Genomic DNA, 23,415 nt, shown 5'->3' on the forward strand with positions numbered 1-23,415 from the left:
GGGCAGACGGCCTAACCGCCGCTTGTCCCAAATCGGGCCGTATGGCCCACAATCCCTCTTCGTTCTTCCTCCTCCCTTTCCCTTTTTTTCTTTGGGCCAGTAGCTCAGTTGGTTAGAGCACTGCTCTGATAAGGCAGGGGTCAATAGTTCAACTCTATTCTGGCCCATAAATGGAAAGCAGACGCTTTTCATTTTTTTGTTCTTTGAAAGAGGCCTTAGGGTCTCAACATAGGGAAGGGGTATGGATTAAAAATCCTGAGGGATTTTTAATTAATGAGTTTGGGCGGAGCCCAAACTCAAAGGAACATATGCGGAAGCATATGTTCCCGGGAACAATAATATGGTCAAGCGAAATTAGGGTTTACGGTGAATGCCTTGGAGTCACGAGGCGAAGAAGGCCGTGGTAAGCTGCGAAAAGCCTGGGGGAGGAGCACACATCCATTGAGCCCAGGACTGCCGAATGGGGTAACCCAGCAGGAGCGATCCTGTTATCCGAGCGCTGAATCAATAGGCGCCGGAAGCGATACTAGGGGAACTGAACCATCTAAGTACCCTGGGAATAGAAATCAATATGAGATTCCGAAAGTAGCGGCGAGCGAAATCGGAAGAGCCTAAACCCGTCATTAGACGGGGGTTGTAGGGCCGTCGACGCGTTCAAACGCGGCGGAGTTGACAAGTTTCAGTATAGCGGAACGGTTTTGGGAAAGCCGGACAGAGAGGGTGAAATCCCCGTACGCGACATACTGAAGCCTCCGTGAGACGGTACCTGAGTACGGCGAGGCACGAGAAACCTTGCCGGAATCCGGGTCGACCACGATCCAAGGCTAAATACTACGTGACTACCGATAGAGCAGAAGTACCGTGAGGGAAAGGTGAAAAGAACCCCGGTGAGGGGAGTGAAAGAGAACCTGAAACCGTAAACCCACAACAGGTCAGAGCCTCAGCAATGGGGTGATGGCGTGCCTTTTGTAGAATGAGCCTGCGAGTTACGATATATAGCGAGGTTAAGGCGATGGAACGCCGGAGCCGGAGGGAAACCGAGTCTGAATAGGGCGAGTGAGTTGTATGTCGTAGACCCGAAGCCAAGTGATCTAGTTACGGGCAGGTTGAAAGTCAGGTAAAACTGAGTGGAGGACCGAACCCTAGTCTGTTAAAAAAGGCAGGGATGACCCGTGACTCGGAGCGAAAGACTAAACAAACTTGGAAATAGCTGGCTCTCCCCGAAATGCCTTGAGGGACAGCCTCATCCAAAAATACTGAAGGTAGAGCACTGGATGGACTAGGGGGCTTCACCGCCTACCAAACCCAATCAAACTCCGAATGTCAGTATTCAACGGATGGGAGTGAGACTGCGGGCGACAAGGTTCGTAGTCGAGAGGGAAACAGCCCAGACCGTTAGCTAAGGTCCCTAAATACCGCTAAGTGTAAAATGATGTGTGATGGCGAAGACAGCCAGGAGGTTGGCTTAGAAGCAGCCATTCCTTAAAAGAGTGCGTAATAGCTCACTGGTCGAGTCATGATGCGCAGATAATGTACCGGGGCTAAGCGGTATACCGAAGCTACGGGTTCAGTAAGCAATTATTGGACGGTAGGGGAGCATTCCACGGACCGATGAAGGTGTACTGGGAAGTGTGCTGGAGGGGGTGGAAGAGAGAATGCAGGTATAAGTATACGAAAAGAGGGGTGAGATCCCCCTCCGCCGAAAGCCTAAGGATTCCTGGGTAAAGGTCATCTGCCCAGGGTAAGTCGGCCCCTAAGACGAGGACGAAAGTCGTAGCCGATGGGAAACTGGTTCAGATTCCAGTACCTTCCTTAGTTTTGAAGGGATGACGCATGAGGTGAAACCCGGCCGGGCGACGGTTGTCCCGGTCGAAGTGGTAAGTTATTAGGGTGGTAGGCAAATCCGCCATCTTAGATGAGCCATGACAGCGAGTGAACCTACGGGGGAGCGAAGCGGGTGTAATCAGGGTGCCAAGAAATAATCCCTAAAGCTAGGCTGAGGAAGACCGTACCGTAAACCGACACAGGTAGGCGGGATGAGAAATCTAAGGCGCTCGAGAGAACTCGCGTTAAGGAACTCGGCAAAATGCATACGTAACTTCGGGAGAAGTATGGCCATTGACAGTTTAGCAATAAGTTGTTGGTGGTGACACAAAGCAGTCCCAGGCGACTGTTTACCAAAAACACAGGCCTCTGCGAATCAGCAATGAGACGTATAGGGGCTGACACCTGCCCGGTGCCGGAAGGTTAAGGGGAGCGGTTAGACGCAAGTCGAAGCTGTGAACTGAAGCCCCGGTAAACGGCGGCCGTAACTATAACGGTCCTAAGGTAGCGAAATTCCTTGTCGGGTAAGTTCCGACCCGCACGAAAGGTGTAACGATCTGGGAGCTGTCTCAACGCGAGACTCGGTGAAATTTATGTACCGGTAAAGAAGCCGGTTACCCGTGGTTAGACGGAAAGACCCCGTGAACCTTCACTGTAACTTATCATGGGGACTTGGTGCGGCATGTGTAGGATAGGTGGGAGACTATGAAGCATGGGCGTTAGCTTGTGTGGAGTCACCGGTGAAATACCACCCTTGTCGGATTAGGTTTCTAACCTTTCCCATGAATCTGGGGAAGGGACAATGATAGGCGGGCAGTTTGACTGGGGCGGTCGCCTCCCAAAGAGTAACGGAGGTGCGCGAAGGTCTCCTCGCCTTGGTTGGAAATCAAGGTATGAGTGTAAAGGCACAAGGAGGCTTGACTGCGAGACTGACAGGTCGAGCAGGTACGAAAGTAGGTCTTAGTGATCTGGCGGTAGCGAGTGGAAGCGCCGTCACTTAACGGATAAAAGGTACTCCGGGGATAACAGGCTGATCTTCCCCAAGAGTTCACATCGACGGGAAGGTTTGGCACCTCGATGTCGGCTCATCGCATCCTGGGGCTGAAGCAGGTCCCAAGGGTTTGGCTGTTCGCCAATTAAAGCGGTACGTGAGCTGGGTTCAGAACGTCGCGAGACAGTTCGGTCCCTATCTGCCATGGGCGTTGGAAAGTTGAGAGGAGCTGTTTTTAGTACGAGAGGACCGAAATGGACGAACCTCTGGTGTATCTGTTGTCCTGCCAAGGGCACGTGCAGAGTAGCTACGTTCGGAAGGGATAACCGCTGAAGGCATCTAAGTGGGAAGCCCACCTCAAGATTAACTTTCCCTGGGGGTTTAACCCCCCTGAAGGTACCAGGAAGACTACCTGGTTGATAGGGTGGCGGTCTACGCACGGTAACGTGTTCAGCCGACCACTACTAATCTACCGTGAGGCTTGACCATATTATTGTTCCTGAGGAAAACGCTTACAGCGTTTTCCTTAAGGAGTTTCCGTTCCGGAAACTCCAAGACAAACAGCCCGCTAGGGGTGTTTGTCCACATACCCTGTTCCCGCATAGCGATGTAATTAATTGCTTGGTGACTATAGTGGAGGTGTTACACCCGTTCCCATTTCGAACACGGAAGTTAAGCCCTCTCACGCCGATGATACTGCCCCCCTGAGGGGTGGGAAAGTAGGTCGTTGCCAGGCTTTTTTTTATTTTAGACCCCATGCCTACTTTTCCACCCCTCAGCTTTGGAATGATGTTTCGTGGGAAAGTAGGCGCCCCGTAGCAGCACCCGCAGGGTGTGTACCCAATAAAGGCCCCCGGGCGTGGGCCTCAAAAAAAGCGGCAGTCCCGGGAAAAAGCAAGCAGCCTTTAGGCTGCGCCAAGGCCCCAGACGTTGCCGGGCTTTTTTATTTTTGTCTCCGCGCTGCCTTTTTTGAAGCCCACGCCATGCTGCCTGAAACCAGGGGACACGCTCAATGTTTCGCGTGCTTTATACGGGCGGGCTTTTTTTATTTTTGTCTCCGCGCTGCCTTTTTTGAAGCCCACGCCATGCTGCCTGAAACCAGGGGACACGCTCAATGTTTCGCGTGCTTTATACGGGCGGGCTTTTTTTATTTTTGTGTCCGCGTTACCTTTTTTGAAGCCTACGCCGTGCTGTCTGAAACTAGGGGACACGCTCAATATTTCGCGTGCCTTATGCGGGCAGGCTTTTTTTATTTGTATAGGGCTTGTGTTGTTATCTGCGCGCGTAACAGTACACACATCCGGCGGGACAGGGGCCGTAGCTGCCTATGTCTGCGCTGAGGGCGCAGCGGCAATGGGGGCGCTGGTTTTTGTCTTTGCCCGCAGCTTCGATGCCCCACAGTTTCCGGATAAGCTCCCCGTCGATACAGGCGCCGGGGATGATCCCCAAATTTGTCATATCTTCAGCTTCCGCGCAGGATTGCATAGTCATTCCAGCATCGGCGGCAGTTTCTGCAAGTCGGGCCAGGAGGGTCCGCCACATGCAACGCAGTTCCCCGCGCAGTTTCGGGAGCAGTTCTGTGCCGGGGCCTTCGCCGGCATAGTGGGGCAGTACCCTGAAAGCGCCGCCCTGCTCCAGCGCCGCAAGCCGCCGTTTCGCAGCGGCGTACTCGTCATAAACACTGATGATTACCCGGCTGACCGCCCCGGACAGGGAGTTCGCTAGGGCTTTGAAATTGCGGAGGTGGAAGGCGGCGTCAGTAATATTACTCAGAAGAACCGGATCGTAGCGCCAGATTATGCGTTTGGGACCGAAACGGTCTGACAGTTCCCTCATGGCGGCGATAACTGCTTCCGTTGGGGGCGGGTTTGGCTCCAGCAGGGCGGGGTAAGTTGTGAGGGTGGTCATTACGCAGAAACGGTGCCCCCGCTCTTCAAGTTCCGTTCCGCGTTCAAGAATGGGCCGGGGGTCACGGGTCCAGAAAATCAGGACTTGGGCATCTTCAGCTTCATCCCCGGGCGACAAGGATACCCGCCTCAGCTGCTTGCGGTTAAATGGGTTTGGCACATCAACAAAACCTGTGTCCAGCCTTTCCATGAACCAATCAAACTGGAAGCGGGGGATGTCGCAGCGGCGGGAAACACTGATAATCATGGGATATTTTATACTTTAAGAGACTCCAATGACCACCAGCGGGTATAGGCTTCAGCATAATTGGTTTTAAATCCTAAGATGTTCAGGCGGCAGAGTTCCCGCCACCAGTCCGGATAATCTCCGAGGTTGGAGAAAACCTTGATCCCCCGCTGATCCAGCCATAGTAAATCTTCTTCCCGAATGTGGTTTGCATTTAAACCCACTTCGTATAGATCCATACCGGCTATCTTCTTTTTGGCCTCTTCATTGAGCCATCTGACATTGGCTGCTAGTTTTACCCCTCTGGGTTGGCCTTCCTGCTTTGTTACCTGCTGAATCTCCTGGATGTATTCCGGCGTACCTGAAAACATGATACAGCGGTCAGCTGCGGATGTAGCATCCAATAGATCCAGTATTTTTTTTACTGCTCCGCCTGCTTTAATTTCGATCTCCGCCAGAATACCCGGAGCTCCTTCCAGCCATCTCAGGAATTCCTCCAGTCTCATCAATGACGCCATCCGGGGTTCCTGTTTAAGGGCCTCCACATAACTTCTGCCGTGTTCCTGTCCCATGAGCCGCTGAGGAAGGGTGGCTAAAAATTCGTCTTCTGGCTTTTCCGGTAAATCAACATCTAAAAGATGATTGGCATAGGGTATTTCTATTCGGGACAATTCTTCCCAGTCAAGGTCGGCAATAAGGGCATTGGTGAATTTGTTCGGATGCCCCAGGGTCAGCTTGGTAAGATTGTCATCGTGGACTACCACTACTTCTCCATCCCGGGAAAGCTGGACATCAATTTCAAGCCCTTCAAATCCGGCTTGAAGGGCCGCGTTAAAAGCGCCCAGCGTATTTTCCGGCGCTGCTTGGACTACCCCTCTATGGGCGATTCTCATTGGTCCGTTGTAAGATTTTTGCATGTTACTATTCCTATTGTTTTGATGTTACATTTTTCCTAAGGCTGCACTCATATATTCTGTTTTGATAAACCGCTCGGTAATCAAAAGAAGTGTCAGATTTGGAATAAGTAAAATAAGAGACACCACCGATGCTCTGGTACGTATAAAATATTCACCCAGATATGAGAATAATACTGTGGGAATGGTTTTTACCATTGGTAAGCCGATGATAAAGGTAAGGTTGAATTCTTCCATGCTGTTAATAAAAGTAAAAATCGCACCTGCAATAAGCCCCGGCATGATCATGGGAAGATATACCTCAAAAAAACGGGTAACGGCGCCTGCTCCTAAATTGGAAGAAGCATCGACCAAATCCTGGGGTACGGATTCAAAATTTACCACCAGAATGCGCATCATATAGGGAACCCCCATCAGGGTATGCGCCAGGATTACCCCGATATAGGTCCCCGACAGATGGAGCATAAATATCATGCGCCCAAGAAAGATAGCCATGGCCATACCGGGCAATACCAGGGGGAGAAGCATAATGGTTTTGTATATCGCCGCTCCTTTGAGTTTTCGCCTTCCCAGAGTATAGGCTGTCGGCAGGGCAATGAGAAAGGAGAGCAGGGTTGTACTTCCGGCAATAAGGAAACTGGTAATGACTGAATCCAATATTCTGGTATTTTCTATAATATACCGCCAATGAAAGAAAGAAAGTTTTTCCGGCAGTACCGCAGGATAGGACCATGGATATTCGGGATCTACCATGGACCAGAGAAAACAATAGATCATAGGTATACCAATCCAGGCCAGGAAGATAAGACCGATGGCGCAGGGTATTAAATAGCGCAGGAGCTTGTAGGTCAATTCAATAGGCTTGCGCTGGATTGCGGTTTTATTCATGGTTCTATCCTTTATAGGTGTTGGAGCAATTTTTTGCTGATATAACTGTATATAGACACAAAGGTCACGGCGGTTATCAACATCAGGCAGCCAATGCATGCGGCGGAATGCCAGTCATCATAAAGATAGGCGGTAACATGCATTAAATTGGAAAGGGTGTTGGGATAAAGGGGACCCGCCGTTCGGGAGATGATAAAATCGTTGAAAACCCGGATAAACACCAGAATAACTGAAATCAATGCGGATGGCAGGGTCAGGGGAAGGACAATCTGTGATAAAATAGATATTCTTCCTGCGCCAAGGTTTCTGGCGGCGTCAATAATATCCTTGCGTACTCCTTCCACGGCGGAATACATAATGATCATCATGAAAGGAACATTTTTCCATATCTGGATGAGCAGCGCCGCTGTACCCCATTTATCATTACGCATCCGCAGGGGTTCTTCTATGATACGCAGCTTAATCAGTACGATATTGATAATACCATGATAATCAATGATATTAAGTACGAGTAACGATGCTACCAGGGCAGGGACGAACATGGGGATTTTCATCAGAGATACGATGGTCTTTTTTCCGGGTGCCTTTTGTATAATCAGCGAAAGGGGATAAATAAGAACGATACAAATGAAAGAGGCAAATACGGCTATCTTCAGAGAATAGAAAAGATCATCTGTAAAGCTTTGGGTAATAATATTTTGCCAGTACTTTAAGGAAAATGATGAGCTGCCGGTATAATTGAAAAATCCGAAGCTCTGTCCTATCATCATGCCTACAGCGCCGGCCAGAAAAAACAGGATATACCCTAATCCGGGGATGAGCAGAAAATATCCCCATTCCAATTTTTTTCGTTTCACACTCATCATTAACTCTCCAACAGCCGGATTTTTGCCGGGGGAATAGTAAAGTCTATCCGGGCGCCAACAGTGATTAGATAGTCCTTTGACACATTAACCTGGAGAAAATGGTCCTTAACCGTAACCCGAAGATCCAGCATGCTGCCCATGTACACAGAATTTTCTACCACCCCGTTAACCAGGTTCATGGCGGAGGTATCTTCCCCGGCCAATGCCGGCCGGACATCCTCAGGCCGGATGCAGAGGAACGCTTCCCCCTGATCCCGGGGAAAATCCTGATCCTCCGCCCGGAGCGTACCGTAGGGGCTTTCTGTACTGAAAAGGGATCCCCCAAGACGCTTTACGGTACAGGGCACTATATTGGCAGAGCCGATAAAGTCTGCAATAAACTTGGAACTGGGCTGATCGTAAATAGTCCGGGGGTGGGAATTCTGAAGGATGGTACCGCTTTTCATAGCGACAATCAAATCCGAAATAGCCAGAGCCTCCGCCTGATCGTGGGTTACATAGATTGTGGTGATCCCAAGTTTTTTTTGCAGATCCCGGATTTCAACTCGGACTTTTTCCCGGAGTTTTGCATCCAGGTTGGACAGGGGTTCGTCAAATAACAGTATCTCCGGGCGTACTACCACTGAGCGGGCCAAGGCTACACGCTGTTGTTGTCCACCTGAAAGTTCATAGGGTTTCCGGTGTTCCAGCCCCGTAAGGTTTACCATGGCCATTGCTTCTTCAATCCGCGGATGGTGTTCTTCTTGGGGGACCTTGCGCATTCGCAGCCCGAAGCGGATATTTTCATATACAGTTTTATGGGGAAAGAGAGCGTAGGATTGAAAGCACATTGCGGTATTCCGCTTATTGGGAGGGATATCGTTCATCACAGTCTGGTCAAAGAGTACTTCCCCCTCGTCGGGTTCCAGAAATCCGGCGATGATACGCAGCAGGGTAGTTTTTCCGCAGCCCGAAGGACCCAGAAGCGTCACAAACTGACCCGGCGGAATATCAAAACTAACCTCTGAGAGAGCCTTAAAGTCCCCGAAGGTTTTAGTAATGTTTTTGAGTGATAGTCCTAAAGCCACGAAGATCCCTCCATAAAAAAAAATGAGGGGCCAGACGAGACCGGCCCCTTTGAAGTTATTGCAGGATGTTCCGGGTAAAGTCGGAAATATACTGGGTTTTGTATACCGCAGACATCCAGTCCACATTCTTGTCAGATTCCCCGGGGGCAAGCATGGAAACATCTACCTGCACATCGGTTCTGGCGGTCATGAAATTCAGGTATTTAGCGGCGGCTATCTGGGCTTCTTCGGAGGTGATCCAGTTAAGCCAGAGCAGCGCTGCTGCAGGATGGGGAGTATTTTTCAGGATTGCCAGGGTATCCCCTGAATAGCAGAGCCCAAATTGGGGAACGTAGTATCCGTAGTGCTTGAATATTTCGCCGGTTTTTACGGCGCTGTTCACACCTGAATTCCAGGCGACCACCAGATCCAGCTCTCCGCTGTTAAGCCGGGCAATTGCATCGGCGTTATTGTTGACATACACAATTTTATCTTTTCGGGCATCAAGCCAGTTCCATACAGTCTGCCATTTGCTGAGTTTAGCAGAATCAACTGCGGGATCAAGGAGATACTGATCAAGGCCGCCGGTGAGATTGGCAATAATTGCTTCCATCATGGCTTGGCCGGTACCGCCCTTTTCGGGGAGACAAAAACCAAAGCGTTTGGGGTTTTGGTCGATATAGGCTTCAAATTCTTTCCAGGTCTGGGGAGGGTTTTTGATATTGTTGGTATTGTATAAAAATCCTGCGGGGTTAATATTGACCGGCGCCCAGTACTGCTTATCATTGCTGACCCCTTCTTTACGCAGGCTGAGTCCCTGGACCAGCTTGCTTTTACTTTCCAACTTGCCCAGTACCCCCGACGCCAGAGCATTGGCGTTCATGAGGGAGTTAACGGTTTCACCGGATAGCATCATTACATCCAGGTTACCCTTGCCGCTCAGTTCCGCAAGGGCCTTGTTCATAACCGCTATTTTTTCACCCAGCACCAAATTTACCTTAATACCGTATTTATCGGTAAAGAGCTTGCCCACTTGGGTCCATTCCGCTTCATCCATCCAGACGCAATAAACAACTTCCTTTTCCTGTTTTGCCTGGGCCTCAATTTCCGCCCAGGGTTTATTCAGGAGTTCCTCCAGGGTTGCCTCTCCGCCGGTTAAAGCCTTCCCGGTTTTCGGACTGCATGAAATGAATACCGTACAGAGTAAAGGTATCGCGACAGCTAAATATACCAATTTCTTTAACATAACCATCCTCCTCCAGATTGTTAGGGCGTTAAAGCCATTTTTGCGTGTCCGAGCACGCATTTATAAAAAGATTATAGACCAGGAATTTCAGGCTGTCAAGAAATATTTTAATAATCAATTTTTTTTACCATTGAAAGAATTTAATTCTTATTTATGGATAAATATATAATAAAATAGCGTAAATAAATTGTTGTTGGGTATATACAAAGCCTTTTTTACCGGGTATACCGGTATGGGTGCTAAAATTATAAAATGTGCACATGCACGCATATTATGGAGTGTATATGGCAATTACGATCAAGGAAATTGCATCCCTGGCGGGAGTTTCCAGGGGCACGGTGGATCGGGTACTGCATAACCGGGGCAGGGTCAATGCGGAAGTTCGGAAACGTGTTCAGGCTATCGTGCAGAAATTGGAATATAAGCCCAGCAGGGCCGCTAAACAGCTCGCTGTCCAAAAACAGAAACTGAAATTTGGAATTATTTGCCGCAGCGATGTACGGGGGTTCTGGTCAGAGCTGCTGATAGGGGTGGATAAGATTACCACCGAATTGGCGGAATATGAAGTGAAGGTACTGCGGCGGTTTTTCAATTACTTCAGGCCGGAAGAACATCTTGCCCTTATTGATGAGCTTTATGCCGAAGGTATTTCAGCTCTGGCCATTGTTCCCTTAAACGATCCTTCGGTTCGGGAACGGCTGTTCCAGCTTAAGGCTGCCGGTATTACCGTGGTGGTTCTCAATTCGGAAATTGAAGGGTTTGAGCCTTTTTGTTATGTCGGAAATGATTACTACAAAAGCGGCAGGACCGCTGCGGGGCTGCTACATCTTTTTGCCCGGGGGAAATACCAAAATATTGCGGTCCTTAAGGGTACCCATTATATGATGAGCCATCAGCAGCGGATCGCAGGATTTATGAGTGAGCTTAAAGCTCTGGGTACCCGCTGTGTTGTGACCGAAGAGGCGGATATAATCATGGACCCGGTTTTTACCTATGAGAAAACGATGATCCTTCTGAAAGAGCATCCTGATATTGATGCGATTTTTACTGTTGCAGGAAATGCAATTCCCGTATGCCAGGCTATTAAGGATCTGGGGCTGATTGGCCGGATTATCCATATCAGTTTTGATCTGATCCCGGCTGCTAAACTTTGTTTGATAGAAGGATCCATGACCGCCGTGATCGGCCAGGAGGCATACCGTCAGGGTTATCTGCCGCTTAAAGTTCTCTTTGACTATCTGGTCTGCGGAATTGAGCCGGAGGAACGGCATATACTGACCCACAATGAGATTTTTATCAAACAGAACAGTTTGTAAAACCGGATATTTGGTACTCTATGCAGCGGTAGATTTTATGGGGTATTTGAGGTAATACCATTGTAATGAACAAGCAAGTCGCCATTACCCGTTGTGAAACCTACGAACCGGAAGCGGTCTACCGGGCTCTTTGCCTGGCGGTGGAGGCTGCCGGGGACTTTGATGTCCGGGCTAAGCGGGTGCTCCTCAAACCGAACATTGTCTCCGATGAGCCGCCGGAAAAGGCGGTCACCACCCATCCGGTGTTTTTGGAGGCCGCCATACGGCTGGTCCGGGAACGGGGGGCCGCCCGGATCATGGTGGGGGATAGCCCGGGCTTGCAGAAACCGGGTTTTACGGGGAAACGGTCCGGGCTGGGGGAGCTAACTCTCCGGATGGGCGCCGACTGGGTGGACTTTACCCGGGAAAAGGCTGAGGTCCCCTGTCCTGATGGCAAGGCGATGAAGCAGTTCACCATTACTGCTGCGGTTAAAGAAGTGGATTGCATTATCAGTCTCCCTAAACTTAAAACCCATCAGCTTATGTACTATACCGGGGCTATGAAGAACCTCTTTGGGCTTATACCTTCGGTGATGAAAAGCCCCATGCACGTCCGTTTCCCCAGTCGGGAGGGGTTTGCAGCAATGATCGTGGACCTGAACACAGCGGTGATGCCCCATTACGCTTTGATGGATGCCATTGTGGGTATGGAAGGTCCTGGTCCCGGATCGGGTTACCCCCGGCAAATAGGCCTGGTTTTGGGTTCATCAAACCTTCTGGCAATGGATATCGCCGCCAGCGAAATTATCGGTTATCCCCCCCTGGAAATTCCGGTTACCCGAGAGGCGTTGGACCGGGGCATTTGGCTCTCGGCGCTTCCGGGGAAGCTCCCGGAGATAGTGTACCCCCTGCTTGCCCCGGGGGAACTACATATTCCGGACTTTGAGAAGATACCCTTCAAAAAAAAGGGTGGCCAGCTTACTGAATTTCTCCTCCCCCGGTCCTTTCGCAAATTCCGGGAACGCCTGACCCCCCGGCCGGTAATAGACCATGCGCTTTGTCTGCGCTGCGGGGACTGCACCCGTATCTGCGGTTCCAAGGCCATGACCCTCTCAGGTGAGGGTTCGGAAAAGCGGGTGCAGATTAACTACAAGGTTTGTATCCGCTGTTACTGCTGCCATGAGATATGCCCGGTCAAGGCTATTGGGATAAAAAATGTTCCCCTGGGAGAAGTGCTGCTCGGAGAATAGGGCTAAGGTATGGGACTGGGGCAGCCTGCCCATCGAGGGCCTTCAAGGGAGAGGCCCGGGTCGTCGCTGTTTTTGGAGGATTTGGCTGGCTCACTGCCGTCAGGTTTATGGATATGGACTGGAAGCTCTTAAAGGATACGGTCGCATTTTTATTGAAATTAACCGGGAGCGTGGTAATGTACATTTTACCACTACCATCCGTGTCCTCAACAATGATACCAACGTTATAGAGACCGCTTCCGTTCCAACTACTGCTCACTGAATAGCTTTCTCCGCTGACCGTAATACTTAACAGGTTGCCGGTAATGGATGTCGTACCTGCGGGTATGCCGCCTATGGCGACTGCGGTGGGTATGAAGTTGGAGTTTAGTAACTGTTCAAAGGTTATCAGAAATGCCAGGTAATACTTGCCCTGAATTTTGTCGGGTATGCCGTTAATGGTCAGGGTCTTGCCATCCCCTGGGGTGCTGCCGGTGAGCTCAAAGTCTAATATGGATAAGGATGTCGGATCGGTATCAAAATTGACCGGGTTCCTGGTGAGGAACATTGCAATAATATCACTCTGGGTGGGGCTGGTTATCGGCGTTGTTGCAATAATGAGACTGACGTAATAGGGACCGCTCCCGACCCAGTTGTCATTGCTAAGTCCAAGGTTAGCTCCGCTGCTCGTAATAGTTTTCAGGTCACCGGCAATGGATGTCGTACCTGTGAGTATGGGGCCGCCCCCGGCGCTTGCGACAGCAGTGGTGAGGTCCGTAGTGGTTGTCAGAAATACCAGACAATGCAATCCCAGACCCTGAGCCGCGGTAGGTATGCCGGTAATGGTCAGGCTCTTGGTGAGGGTAGGCGCTATAGCCGGGAAGGTGATAGTTACAGCGATTGTTGCGCCTGAGTTCTCCGTACTGGTTACCTTTGTTGAACCGGTATAAGTAAAGGCCGTTACGCCGGTAAAGGTAAAGTCGTCCTCAGCGTCCAGGGTAAGCACGGCTTTATATACTGTGGAGACTGCAAAAGGGTCGGAAAAAGCGGTTCCATCAGCGAGTTGCCATTGGACAGATGAAACTGTATACTGCGGGTCGTCCGGGGTATTTACCGTGGTACTGGGTGTTACACCGGCAACAGGGGCTTTAATGAGGCTGGTTAAATTCAGGTCATTCACCGGGATGTCAACACCGACAGCAGTAGTAGCCTGGAAGGAAATAGTTACGTTACCTGAGTTCACCAGGTTAGGTGTTATTATGCCGATGCCTGAATAGATAATGGCGCCTGCCGCAAAGCCGGAAAAGGTGTACCCGGGCTTGGCGCTCAGAGTAACGTTGGCTGTATATACGGTATTGGGCAAAAATTTAGCATCGTTGGACAAAGCGGGGGATCCTTCGGTTTGCCAGGTGATAGTCCCTGTGTACTGTGCTTCGGTAGTAATTGTGGTAACCGGAACTTTATTTTTAATAGGAGCATTAATCAGGTTGGTAAGATCGACGGCGCTTACCATCGTATCGACGGCGGATGGGATGTAGGGCGGCGGATCCGAAGGACTGTTACCGGGGCAGCCGATGAACGTCAGAGCAAGAAGAAGGGCGGATACTGCGCCTAGTCTGGTGAGCGAGTTCCGAAGCTTCGCTTCGGCGTGAGCGAATAATTTTAAGGCTGATTTCTGATTTGTCATGGCAGTCCATAACTGTTTGTTATACATAGTTTGCTCCTTTTTATTCGCATGACGGGAACACCGTTACTGGGCTTGTCCTAGCCGTTCCTCTATTTCCATAAACCCTGACATGTTCACTTGGTTCCGCAGCCATTCTACCAAGTCAGATCCTGAGTCGTAGGAAAAGTGTTCCAGTTCTTCCATGACCTTATCCACCGCCTTGATGTCCATCAGCTTGCAGGCTTCAAGCAGGGCAGCAAGTGTTGTTTTGTCCGGTTCAACCTTGTGTGGTTTTGGGCGCTCCTCTTCCATGCTCTGGAGCATGTCGGAAAGGCCGGCAATCAATGCTTCCGCCTTTAGGATAAACCCCTGATTGTTTTCCTGCACAAAGGTGAAATCTCCCGCCTTTGAAGCGTTTTCCAGTGCTTCCGCCAGGGCACCTGCGGTTTGGGCGCCGATGCCGTAGCTGCTGCTTTTGATGCCGTGGATGACTATGCTATATGCAGGCAGGGCTTCTGCGGTGCAATTCTTTAACTGTTCAAGCAGAGGGGGCGTATTCTGTATATAGGATTTCAGAACCCCGGTGTATAATTTCGGATCCCCGCCGAAACGATCCAAGCCTTTTTGCAAGTCCATGTCTTCTATATTGGTGTCTACCGGGAAAGCCGGGTCTATGGAAAGATCCGCCGTATGACCCTGTGGCGTTTCATCGTTCATGGGGGTGGTATTTTCCCAGGTAGGCAAATCTGTCTCCTGGTTTTTGTCCCGTATCCAGTGGTTGATCGCCGAATCCAGGCGCATGATTTCGATGGGTTTTGAGAGGAAAGCCTGGAACCCGTGATTTAAAAACATTTCTTCGTTTCCCACAATGGCGTTGGCGGTCAGGGCGATGATGGGAACGGTCTTGGCGTATTCTGTACCAATTTCTTCCCGGATGATGCGTACCGCTTCAATGCCGTCCATTTCAGGCATCATGTGATCCATGAAAATGGCGTTGTATCTGATTTCTTCTTTACGAATAAGATCAATGGCAGCGGGGCCGCTGGCCACGCAGTCTATCTGCATTCCGTAGGGTTTCATCATCCCTATAGCCACATCCAGGTTGGTCGGGACATCGTCCACCACCAGCACCCTGGCATAGGGGAGCCGGGTCCGTACAAACTGGGAGTTTTGCCTGCGCTGGTCATCGGTATAGTTAAATTCGCTGAGTTTTTCGGCAATTTCTTTTCCAATTACGTTACATTCCACCAGCCCCTGGCGCAGACGCACTGTGAATGTGCTGCCTTTGCCGTATTCGCTTTCCACGGTGATTGACCCGTCCATCATCTCCACAATTTTTTTGGTGATAGAAAGGCCAAGCCCAGTCCCTTCAATGGTGCGGTTGCTCTTGGTATCCACCTGGTTGTAATCGGAGAACAGTCTTTGTACATCCTCAGGCTTTATGCCGATGCCGCTGTCGCTAATGCTGGAAACGATCCATGCGCGGGGAATTGCGTTGGAAGTGGCGCTGTCACCGTCCTGCTCAAAGGAAAGACGCCATTCTACCCGGCCTTCTCTGGTGTATTTAAAGGCGTTGCTCAGGATGTTGTTAAATATCTGCTTGACCCGCAGTTCGTCGCCAAATAATTTTTCCGGTAAATTTTCATCTATATGCAGTTCAAAGCTGATGGGCTTGTCATTGATACGCATTATATTAAAGTTGATAGTATCGTTGATAAGGCTGGGGGTATAGTATTCCACAGGGATCATTTCAAATTTTCCGGATTCTATTTTTGATATATCCAAAACATCATTGACGATCCCCAGGAGGGTCATGCCGGAGTTGCGAATCTTTTCCAGGTTTTCAAAATTTTCACCCTGTAGGCTGTCGGACCCCAGGAGCATTTCGCTGAAACCTATGATGGCATTGAGGGGGGTGCGCATCTCATGGCTGGTATTGGCGAGGAAGCGGCTCTTTGCTTCAGTGCTTTCCAGGGCTATTTCTCGGGCTTGTACCAGATCCAGGGTCATTTCATTGCGCAGCATGGAGTCGGCGATTAGGAGGCCCCCTGAGCGGAGAAGGTTTTCTTCCTCCAAAGAAAAGATGCGTTCCTTCCGGCAGTCGTCAAAGACCACAAATCCCCAAAACTGTTCCTTAAAGAAAACCGGTATAACCAGTATGGAAATGATGCCCTGGGGAGAAAGCTGGTCCTGTTCCGCTTTTGAGAAAGTAGACACTATGCCGTTGATACACTGGCCGGATGAGAGTTTTTCTTCCCAGCCGGGTATATTTTCGTCGTAGGGGATATTTTTTGTGATATCCTTGCCTTCCTGTGGTTCGGCCCCTTCGGACCACTCGTAAATCTGGGAACAGTATAGCTTTCCGTCAATGGTACTGTTTTCCCAGATGCGCATACGGTCCACCCCTACGCATTTGGCAAACATATCCATACAATTATGGAGATCTTTTTCAAAACGCTCCACATCTGATTGAAGCAATACTGCCGCAGCATCGTTGATGGTGTGAAGAACACTGGCCTGATATTCCAGAGCAGTGTTCATGTCGTGTATGGTTGTATAGGGCTTTTCTATGAAGGAGGAAGCAAAAATGGCGGCGAAAACACTCAGCAGGAGGCATATTACCCCTACCAGAAGCAGCCCGTTTTGTACGTCTGACAGGGCGCTTTCCCTTAATGGAGCGATTACACCCAGTGACCAGCCGGATTTTGATCCCGTGATCGGTCGGAAAACACTGATGCGATCGACTCCGTCCATGGAAAACCTTCCTACACCGGTTTCTCCCTGGATCATGCGGTGTACCATTGCTGCGGCTCCTTCATACTCGCTGTTGGTTTTCGCCATTTCAATGAAGTTGTACCGTTCCAATACCCATTGGGGCCGTGGGTTAGCCAGAACATATCCTTCCCCATCGTCTACAAAGATGTGGCCGGACTCCCAGATGGTGAAATCGGAAAGTACGTCACTGATTCTCATACCAAGTATGGTTGCGGAGAGTACCCGTTCTTCATCTATGGGTACCAGAACGTGAAAAACCAGAACTCCTGCGGCGTCGATCCTGGTAGTTGTCACAACCATATCACCCGAAAAAGCGCGCTGTATGTAGGTATCATCTAACACATCAAGAGGCGTAGGGGATGGGCCGTAGGACGCAATGACCCTGTTCTGGTCCAGCACCGTAAGGGTGGTGAACTCGGCATTTACATCAACCTGCTCTTTCAGGGCGCTTGATAATTGGTCCATTGGTATATGCTGCAGGTACCCCGCTGCCCTGGCGGTATTAGACTTAAACAGGTATATATCGGCGGTGATCAGTCGGTCAGCAATATCTGCCATCACCTGCATATCGTTTACTATGGTTGTTTGCATATGGGTCGTGGTAAAAAACATACCTGCGCCTATACCAAAGACTATAATAAAAACCGCAATAAGGGTGATTGCATAGATAACTTTTATGCGGAGTGACATGGTCCACCATCCTTTTTCTGACCGTAGCTTCAGCGGGTGTAGAGATTTTTAATCGTATTTTCTAGTAGGAGTATAGCCCCTGTTATGGATTAGTTCAAGATTTGCCAGGGAGCTAGTGTACCACAGCTTCTGTGACGACCATCCCTTCGATGGTATAGGCCCGGTTGTGGTTAAAAGGGTCCAAAATGCGCTGACCCCGGTGGAAAAAGACGTAATGGTAGGTTCCCGGTGGCAAAGGGAGGGTAAGGGCATAATTACCGGAACTGATTTCCCGTAGTTCGTACATAAAGGGGTCCCAACCGTTAAAGGAGCCTGCCACAGTGATGGTTTCCCCCGATGAGGTCTGGTAGTTGAAAGTCAGGGTTCCCGGCGGGCCGTCAAAGGCGGTGGGGATCTTGTTCGGCTCCGGCATGGGGATTACTGAACGGACTATTCCGGATTTTTGGTCGATCCGGTACAGGGGATTCAGAGGGTCCGTGGTCCAGAGACCGTCGATAACCAGGCGGTACTCCAGTTCCCGAATCTCCGGAGGTACCGTGTAAACATGAAAGAGTATCCCCGAATCTCGGTACTGATCCACGATATTTTTGCTTTTTTCTTCCTGTGGGGTCAATTCGTCCTTGGCCTTCATCAGCTTTTCAAACCAATAGACCCGGGCAAAGCCTTCATGGGCGTAGGCGATGCCAACCCTCCGGTGGGTGGAGGGGGCGGTAAAAATTACCCCATCGTCGAACAGCTCCGGCGTCCCCGGGCCGGGGAGGGTCAGGAGGTGATTGATAAACTGGTAGGAGTCCATATCTATGGCGCCAATACCGGTGATAATACCAAGAAGGAGCGCCGGGATAATGATTTTTTTCATGCCCACTGTCATACCTTGTTTTATTATCGGTTTACAGGGGAATATCTTAATCGGCGGTATAAGATTCTATATCCTGCCTTTAATTTTGCCGATAAATTACCATAAGGAGCATCAGAATTATGGCCTTTTTTAGACCTTATTTACAATTCCACCCTGATGCCTCAAAATCTTAGTAATGCCGTCATTAGAGCAACTGAAAAACTTTAAAACCTCTTTTGGCAATATCGCCGACGAAGCCATGGTTCTGTCCCAACTGGAAATCCCCCTGGATGACCTGCCGCTTCCCGGCTCCGAACCTGTACCCCTTCCCCCGCCGGCCCCGAAAGCTCCTCCAGAGGAGCCTATAGCCCCACCTGCGCAGGAGCCCATAGATTCTCCACAAGAGCCCATAGCCCCAATTCCGCCTCCCCCTCCCACGGGGGCTCCGGCCCGGGAACCTGCAACGGTGTCTCCGGCGGCGGATGTTGGTAGGGCTCAGGCAACCCCCCCCCGGCCTTTCGGAAATACCCCCTCTGCACCACCCGCAGCCACTCCGGCGGTCCCGGTTGAAGAAGAAGATGATGATTTAGGCCTCGGTTTTAATTTCGGAGATCTCCTGGGGGGCGGTCCTGCAAATTTAACTCCACCACCGCCCACTGAAAGTGTTTTTGACGAAATTCTTGCCGCTCCGGCGGAACCTGTTGGTGAAACAGAGCCCCCAGGGGAAGAAGCCCCGTCCGGCGAAGGTTTACCCGAAACGGACGCCGCAGAAGCAGACCTTTCCGACTTGGGTGACGATTTTAACATTGATTTAGGTGATCAGGACGGCGAGTTCATCAGCTCTGAGGTTTCAGAACCCGCAGGAGATGCGGAAACCCCGGACATTCCGGATGCCAGTTTTGACATAGATTTCGGCGATCCCGGAGATTTGGGCAATGAAGCTATCCCGGATACTGATATTCCCGATGCCAATTTTGATGAGGATTTCGGCGATTTAGGGGATGATGCAGTCACTTCAGCTGATGCGGAGGAGGAACTTTTCTCCGATTTGGGCGATACCGATTTGGACCTGGACGCGGGATTCCCGGACTTTGATGAAAATGCTGCCGAGAACGCCGGTACTGATGAACCCTTCCCGGACTTGGGCGAAACTGATCTGGACTTGGATGCGGGATTCCCGGACTTTGATGAAAATGCTGCCGAGAACGCCGGTACTGATGAGCCTTTCCCGGACCTGGGCGAAACTGATCTGGACTTGGATGCGGGATTCCCGGACTTTGATGAAAATGCCGCCGAGAACGCCGGTACTGATGAGCCCTTCCCGGACTTGGGCGAAACTGATCTGGATCTTTCGGGACTGGACCTTGGGCCAGACCTGGATGGCGGCTTGGATCTGGGTGCGGAGCTTCCGGCTTTTGAGACGCCTGATGAAAGCCCTGGAGATGGTGCAGAGGATTCCTTCCCGGATATTGGCGATTCAAGCCTTCCAGACTTGGACAGTACGGATGATGGGTTCCCAAGCTTTGATGGCGATTTGGGAGAAAACACCGGTACTGATTCGGGCTTCCCGGACCTTGATTCCAGTGCCATGGATGGCTTGTTGAATGGTTTCGCTGATGATATAGAGGAAGCCGCTGGGGGAGATACCGGTCTGTCCGAGGCAGAGGGTATTTCCCTGATGGATGATGGGGAAGCCGGTGACGGTTTTGAGGCAGAGCTCCCGGATATCAACCCCGATGAAGTGGCAGCCGGGGAAGAAGGCGCCGATCCCTTTGACGGGTTCAGCCCCGATGGCGGGGACATCGGGTTCGGCGCTGCAGAAGAAACCGAGGCGAGTACCTCTGGTTTCCCCGATATGGAAGATTTTTCCTTACCCGGGATCGATGACAACCTCAATGCCGGCGGTACTGCCCCCAAGACACCTGGCCCGGGCAAGCCTGCCAAGAAAGCAGGATCGCCGGCACCGGAAGATACGGTGGAGGAGATCCGTTTAGACGAGATCGAATTTGACCGGTTGCGGAAAACCCTCGCCGGCTATCCCCTGAATTTACGGATTGCCATTGAAGAAATAATCGCTGAACAGGCTGTGGCCCCGGATCTCATGTCCGCACTGGTCAAGCTTCTGGTCCGGGGTGGGCCCGCAAAAGAAGCAGCCACCTTGGCGGGAAAAATTCTGGGCAAATCTATCACCATCCCCAAGGGGTTTGAAAAGAAAACCGGTGAAGAGTTAGAGGCCGAACAGGCCAGCTTTCATTATGTCTTTATTCATAAGTTCCTGCCGGTCCTGCGGCTGTTCCTGATCATCGCCATGCTGGCGGCGTCCCTGTTCTACCTGGGCTATGAATTTATCTACACTCCCATGTACGCCAATTCGGTTTATAAGCAGGGCTATGAACTTATTCCCACCGGTAGCTATGCCCAGGCAAATGAACGGTTTAACCGGGCCTTCCAACGGCACCGGCAGAAAGACTGGTTTTACAAATACGCCGAAGCTTTCCGGGATGCCCGGCAGTACATCTACGCGGAAGAAAAGTACGATGAACTTCTGCAGCATTACCCCAAGGATAAAAAAGGCGCCCTGGACTATGCAAATATGGAAACTAATTACCTCAGGAACTATGCCAAAGCGGATCGCATCCTCCGTTTAAGTCTTCTGGAATATGCTATTGATGATAAGGACGGACTCCTGGCCCTGGGTGATAATAACCTGCTCTGGGGAGAAGTTGATCCCTCCCGTTATGAAGAAGCCCGCAGCGCCTACGCCCGGGTACTGGAAAAGTATGGATGGGAGGATCCTTCGGTCGAGCGGATGATGAGGTACTTTATCCGGGTTGATAACCTGGGGGAGGTCCTTCCCTTGCAGCAGTACTTTATGGCGGATCCCTCTAAACGGAAAATTTCTCCGGCTACCCTGGCGGAATTGGGGGGCTATCTGCTGGACAAGCGTTTTGAGGAAGCCCGGGGTGTACCGGATGAACACATCAGCCAGATTGAGGGAATGAGGGATATCCTGATCCGGGCAGTGCGGGCTGCCCCCCGGTTGCCTGAAGCCCATTATCACTTGGCCCGGTACTATAACCGTTTTGGTAATAACCTGGAGGAACGGCAGACCCTTGAAATTGCTGCCCAGGCTTTTGACCTGGCCCCCGAGGAATCTACCCGGCGTACCCAGTATCGGCTGGACACCCAGCGGCGTCTGGCGGAGATGATGATCGGGGCCCGGGAATTTTTCCCTGCCGAGGAGGAGCTTATCAAGGGCATCGGTATCTATGAGGATGCCCTCAGCCGGCGTTTCCTCAACCGCTCCCCTGAATTTGGCAGGCTCTACGCGGATTTGGGTGATCTGGAATACTTCACCAAATCCGGCAATATGCCCCAGGCCTTAGAATACTATTTACAGGCTGAACAGAACGGCTGGGCTCCGGCGGAAATTCAGTACCGTATCGGCTCAGCCTATTATCAGCAGCAACAATGGGCTCCGGCCCTGGATCGGTTCTTTACGGTTTCCTCGGAGATGCCCCTGAACCGGCGGCTCCTCAATGCCCTGGGGAACGCCTCCTATATGCGGGGCAACTACTTCAATGCACAAGGCTATTTCAACCGCCTCCTGGACCTCCTGGACTCCGAGCGGGCCCGTTTCCCCCTGCTCATGCCCAACGACCGGCCGGAACACCTGGAATTGGCGGAGCGGATGATGGTGGCCCGGAACAACCTGGGGGTCACCCTGGAAGCCCTGACCAAAGCAACCGGTAACCGCAGTTACCGCTCCCGTGCCCTGGCCCTCTACACCGAATCCTCCCGGGCCTGGGACTCCCTGACCCGTAATCCCGTTTCCATGGTTCGATCCGGAGTGGGGGACCTTTCCTCTCCGGGTATCAACCTGGCCTACCTCAATTCCCGAAACGCCCTCTATCCCGAACCGGGTTATGAACCCCAGCTGTACAACCAGATCGACAAGGACATGCTGGAGCCCTCGGTGTGGGAGGAACTGGTGCCACAGGATTTCCGGCTTACCAGTGTGACCGAGCAGCCTTAGTTCTTCGAGCGCTCCATGGGATGCTCATGCGTTGACAGGGGCGCCGCCGGGGTGGTAATATACCGTCACGGGCGATTAACTCAGTGGGAGAGTGCTACCTTCACACGGTAGAAGTCACTAGTTCAAATCTAGTATCGCCCAAAATTATTTCCAAACAAGCCATAGTATTTTTTGAATATGCTCTGTATGTTTTTTTGTACACTTTTAGCTCAAAGGTTTTTTCAGAGATTTCCTGCCTTTTTTAATTGCTTGTAATACAATGAATTAGAAAACATTATCAAAAAAAATCACAGATGGCACAGTATTTGCTAGTAATATATTATGGAAAAGGTGAGTGCAAAGAAAATCGGTATAAATATTTCCCGCTTAGTGAGGTTTGATGCGGAGGCCCTTGGCTTCCAGGAAATCAAGACTGAACTGGTCCGGAAATCTATGCATTTTCTCATTGCCCTCAGCCCCAGTATGGCGGCGATTAATCGGCCCTTTACGGTAGCGCTTCTCATGGTTGGAACCTTTTTTTACGCCTGTATGGAGACTCTCCGGCTTGCGGGGGTGGAGGTTCCCTTGGTTTCCTCCCTTACCAGTATGGCTTCCCGGCCCAGGGACCGGGATCGTTTTGTCCTGGGGCCGGTTACCCTTGGATTAGGCGCCTTGCTTGCCCTGCTCTTGTACCCTTCCCCGGCGGCGGCCATTGCCATCTATGCCTTGGCTTTCGGTGATGGTTTTGCCAGCCTTATCGGCAAGGCCTTTGGTCAACATAGGCCCGGCTTCATGCGGGGCAAGAGTGTTGAAGGCTCCCTGGCCTGTTTCGGGGCGGTGTTCTTTACCGCTTATCAGGTTTCTCTGAACTCACGAACCGCCCTGATCGCTGCCGTTACCGCGACCCTGGTGGAAGCCCTGCCCCTGGAAGACTACGATAACATAGCCCTGCCCATAAGTGTTGGCTTTATGGTGCAGTTGACCGCCCTGTAAAAACAG

The 23,415-nt window shown here is 51.0% G+C and carries 14 protein-coding genes, 2 tRNA genes and 2 rRNA genes; 8 read left to right on the forward strand and 10 right to left on the reverse strand.

What is annotated here, in order from left to right:
* The first annotated feature begins 93 nt into the window (after positions 1 to 93).
* The 3 genes from TREPR_RS00840 (at position 94) to rrf (ending at position 3,551) form a co-directional block, all read left to right on the forward strand.
* Positions 94 to 167, forward strand: a tRNA-Ile gene (locus TREPR_RS00840).
* Between the two features lie 175 nt (positions 168 to 342).
* Positions 343 to 3,304 (forward strand): 23S ribosomal RNA (locus TREPR_RS00845).
* Positions 3,305 to 3,435: 131 nt separating this feature from the next.
* Positions 3,436 to 3,551: ribosomal RNA gene (gene rrf / locus TREPR_RS00850) — 5S ribosomal RNA — on the forward strand.
* A 169-nt stretch (positions 3,552 to 3,720) separates the two neighbouring features.
* Here the strand turns inward: rrf and TREPR_RS18310 are convergent.
* From TREPR_RS18310 to TREPR_RS00880, 7 genes are read right to left on the reverse strand one after another with little or no spacing between them, the layout of a single operon-like run.
* Positions 3,721 to 4,032, reverse strand: coding sequence for a hypothetical protein (locus tag TREPR_RS18310; protein WP_148257203.1), 312 nt, complete (start codon positions 4,030 to 4,032; stop codon positions 3,721 to 3,723).
* A gap of 55 nt (positions 4,033 to 4,087) precedes the next feature.
* The gene (locus TREPR_RS00855; RefSeq protein ID WP_015706374.1) at positions 4,088 to 4,969 is read right to left on the reverse strand and encodes a DUF1848 domain-containing protein; all 882 of its coding nucleotides are present in this window, start codon (positions 4,967 to 4,969) and stop codon (positions 4,088 to 4,090) included.
* An 8-nt stretch (positions 4,970 to 4,977) separates the two neighbouring features.
* Positions 4,978 to 5,865 (reverse strand): glycerophosphodiester phosphodiesterase, encoded by an 888-nt coding sequence (locus tag TREPR_RS00860; RefSeq protein ID WP_015706375.1) that lies wholly within the window; start codon positions 5,863 to 5,865, stop codon positions 4,978 to 4,980.
* A gap of 24 nt (positions 5,866 to 5,889) precedes the next feature.
* Positions 5,890 to 6,750, reverse strand: a complete 861-nt coding sequence (locus tag TREPR_RS00865) for an ABC transporter permease (RefSeq protein ID WP_015706376.1) — start codon at positions 6,748 to 6,750, stop codon at positions 5,890 to 5,892.
* An 11-nt stretch (positions 6,751 to 6,761) separates the two neighbouring features.
* Positions 6,762 to 7,607 (reverse strand): ABC transporter permease, encoded by an 846-nt coding sequence (locus TREPR_RS00870; RefSeq protein ID WP_169313396.1) that lies wholly within the window; start codon positions 7,605 to 7,607, stop codon positions 6,762 to 6,764.
* An 8-nt stretch (positions 7,608 to 7,615) separates the two neighbouring features.
* A complete protein-coding gene (locus tag TREPR_RS00875) occupies positions 7,616 to 8,683 on the reverse strand; it encodes an ABC transporter ATP-binding protein (RefSeq protein WP_015706378.1) in 1,068 nt (355 codons plus the stop codon).
* A gap of 55 nt (positions 8,684 to 8,738) precedes the next feature.
* The gene (locus TREPR_RS00880; RefSeq protein ID WP_015706379.1) at positions 8,739 to 9,908 is read right to left on the reverse strand and encodes an extracellular solute-binding protein; all 1,170 of its coding nucleotides are present in this window, start codon (positions 9,906 to 9,908) and stop codon (positions 8,739 to 8,741) included.
* Between the two features lie 284 nt (positions 9,909 to 10,192).
* On the opposite strand from TREPR_RS00880, the gene TREPR_RS00885 reads away from it, so the two are divergent.
* Together TREPR_RS00885 and TREPR_RS00890 are read left to right on the forward strand one after the other, a co-directional pair.
* Positions 10,193 to 11,224 carry a LacI family DNA-binding transcriptional regulator gene (locus TREPR_RS00885; protein ID WP_015706380.1) on the forward strand — a complete coding sequence of 344 codons (1,032 nt, stop codon included), beginning with the start codon at positions 10,193 to 10,195 and terminating at the stop codon, positions 11,222 to 11,224.
* Positions 11,225 to 11,289: 65 nt separating this feature from the next.
* The gene (locus TREPR_RS00890) at positions 11,290 to 12,453 is read left to right on the forward strand and encodes a DUF362 domain-containing protein (protein WP_015706381.1); all 1,164 of its coding nucleotides are present in this window, start codon (positions 11,290 to 11,292) and stop codon (positions 12,451 to 12,453) included.
* On the opposite strand, the gene TREPR_RS00895 is transcribed toward TREPR_RS00890, so the two are convergent.
* The 3 genes from TREPR_RS00895 to TREPR_RS00905 form a co-directional block, all read right to left on the reverse strand.
* Positions 12,404 to 14,146: a hypothetical protein gene (locus TREPR_RS00895; RefSeq protein ID WP_015706382.1), complete on the reverse strand. Its 1,743-nt coding sequence runs from the start codon at positions 14,144 to 14,146 to the stop codon at positions 12,404 to 12,406. The two genes, TREPR_RS00890 and TREPR_RS00895, sit on opposite strands and share 50 nt — an antisense overlap.
* A 36-nt stretch (positions 14,147 to 14,182) precedes the next feature.
* Positions 14,183 to 17,563, reverse strand: a complete 3,381-nt coding sequence (locus TREPR_RS00900; RefSeq protein WP_015706383.1) for an ATP-binding protein — start codon at positions 17,561 to 17,563, stop codon at positions 14,183 to 14,185.
* A 112-nt stretch (positions 17,564 to 17,675) separates the two neighbouring features.
* The gene (locus tag TREPR_RS00905; protein WP_041610958.1) at positions 17,676 to 18,422 is read right to left on the reverse strand and encodes an early set domain-containing protein; all 747 of its coding nucleotides are present in this window, start codon (positions 18,420 to 18,422) and stop codon (positions 17,676 to 17,678) included.
* A 175-nt stretch (positions 18,423 to 18,597) separates the two neighbouring features.
* On the opposite strand from TREPR_RS00905, the gene flcA reads away from it, so the two are divergent.
* From flcA to TREPR_RS00920, 3 genes are all read left to right on the forward strand, one after another.
* Positions 18,598 to 22,437 carry a periplasmic flagellar collar protein FlcA gene (gene flcA, locus TREPR_RS19085; protein WP_015706386.1) on the forward strand — a complete coding sequence of 1,280 codons (3,840 nt, stop codon included), beginning with the start codon at positions 18,598 to 18,600 and terminating at the stop codon, positions 22,435 to 22,437.
* Between the two features lie 69 nt (positions 22,438 to 22,506).
* Positions 22,507 to 22,578, forward strand: a tRNA-Val gene (locus tag TREPR_RS00915).
* A gap of 180 nt (positions 22,579 to 22,758) precedes the next feature.
* A complete protein-coding gene (locus TREPR_RS00920) occupies positions 22,759 to 23,409 on the forward strand; it encodes a diacylglycerol/polyprenol kinase family protein (protein ID WP_015706387.1) in 651 nt (216 codons plus the stop codon).
* The last annotated feature ends 6 nt before the right edge of the window (positions 23,410 to 23,415 follow it).

This window comes from Treponema primitia ZAS-2 (genome assembly GCF_000214375.1).
GTDB classification, from domain to species: Bacteria; Spirochaetota; Spirochaetia; order Treponematales; family Breznakiellaceae; genus Termitinema; species Termitinema primitia.

What these genes read in the sequence shown, in the direction of transcription:
- TREPR_RS00855 (WP_015706374.1), bottom strand. Translation starts at nt 4,969, where the DNA reads ATGATTATCAGTGTTTCCCGCCGCTGCGACATCCCCCGCTTCCAGTTT.
- TREPR_RS00860 (WP_015706375.1), bottom strand. Translation starts at nt 5,865, where the DNA reads ATGCAAAAATCTTACAACGGACCAATGAGAATCGCCCATAGAGGGGTA.
- TREPR_RS00865 (WP_015706376.1), bottom strand. Translation starts at nt 6,750, where the DNA reads ATGAATAAAACCGCAATCCAGCGCAAGCCTATTGAATTGACCTACAAG.
- TREPR_RS00880 (WP_015706379.1), bottom strand. Translation starts at nt 9,908, where the DNA reads ATGTTAAAGAAATTGGTATATTTAGCTGTCGCGATACCTTTACTCTGT.
- TREPR_RS00885 (WP_015706380.1), top strand. Translation starts at nt 10,193, where the DNA reads ATGGCAATTACGATCAAGGAAATTGCATCCCTGGCGGGAGTTTCCAGG.
- TREPR_RS00890 (WP_015706381.1), top strand. Translation starts at nt 11,290, where the DNA reads ATGAACAAGCAAGTCGCCATTACCCGTTGTGAAACCTACGAACCGGAA.
- TREPR_RS00895 (WP_015706382.1), bottom strand. Translation starts at nt 14,146, where the DNA reads ATGTATAACAAACAGTTATGGACTGCCATGACAAATCAGAAATCAGCC.
- TREPR_RS00900 (WP_015706383.1), bottom strand. Translation starts at nt 17,563, where the DNA reads ATGTCACTCCGCATAAAAGTTATCTATGCAATCACCCTTATTGCGGTT.
- TREPR_RS00905 (WP_041610958.1), bottom strand. Translation starts at nt 18,422, where the DNA reads ATGAAAAAAATCATTATCCCGGCGCTCCTTCTTGGTATTATCACCGGT.
- flcA (WP_015706386.1), top strand. Translation starts at nt 18,598, where the DNA reads ATGCCGTCATTAGAGCAACTGAAAAACTTTAAAACCTCTTTTGGCAAT.
- TREPR_RS00920 (WP_015706387.1), top strand. Translation starts at nt 22,759, where the DNA reads ATGGAAAAGGTGAGTGCAAAGAAAATCGGTATAAATATTTCCCGCTTA.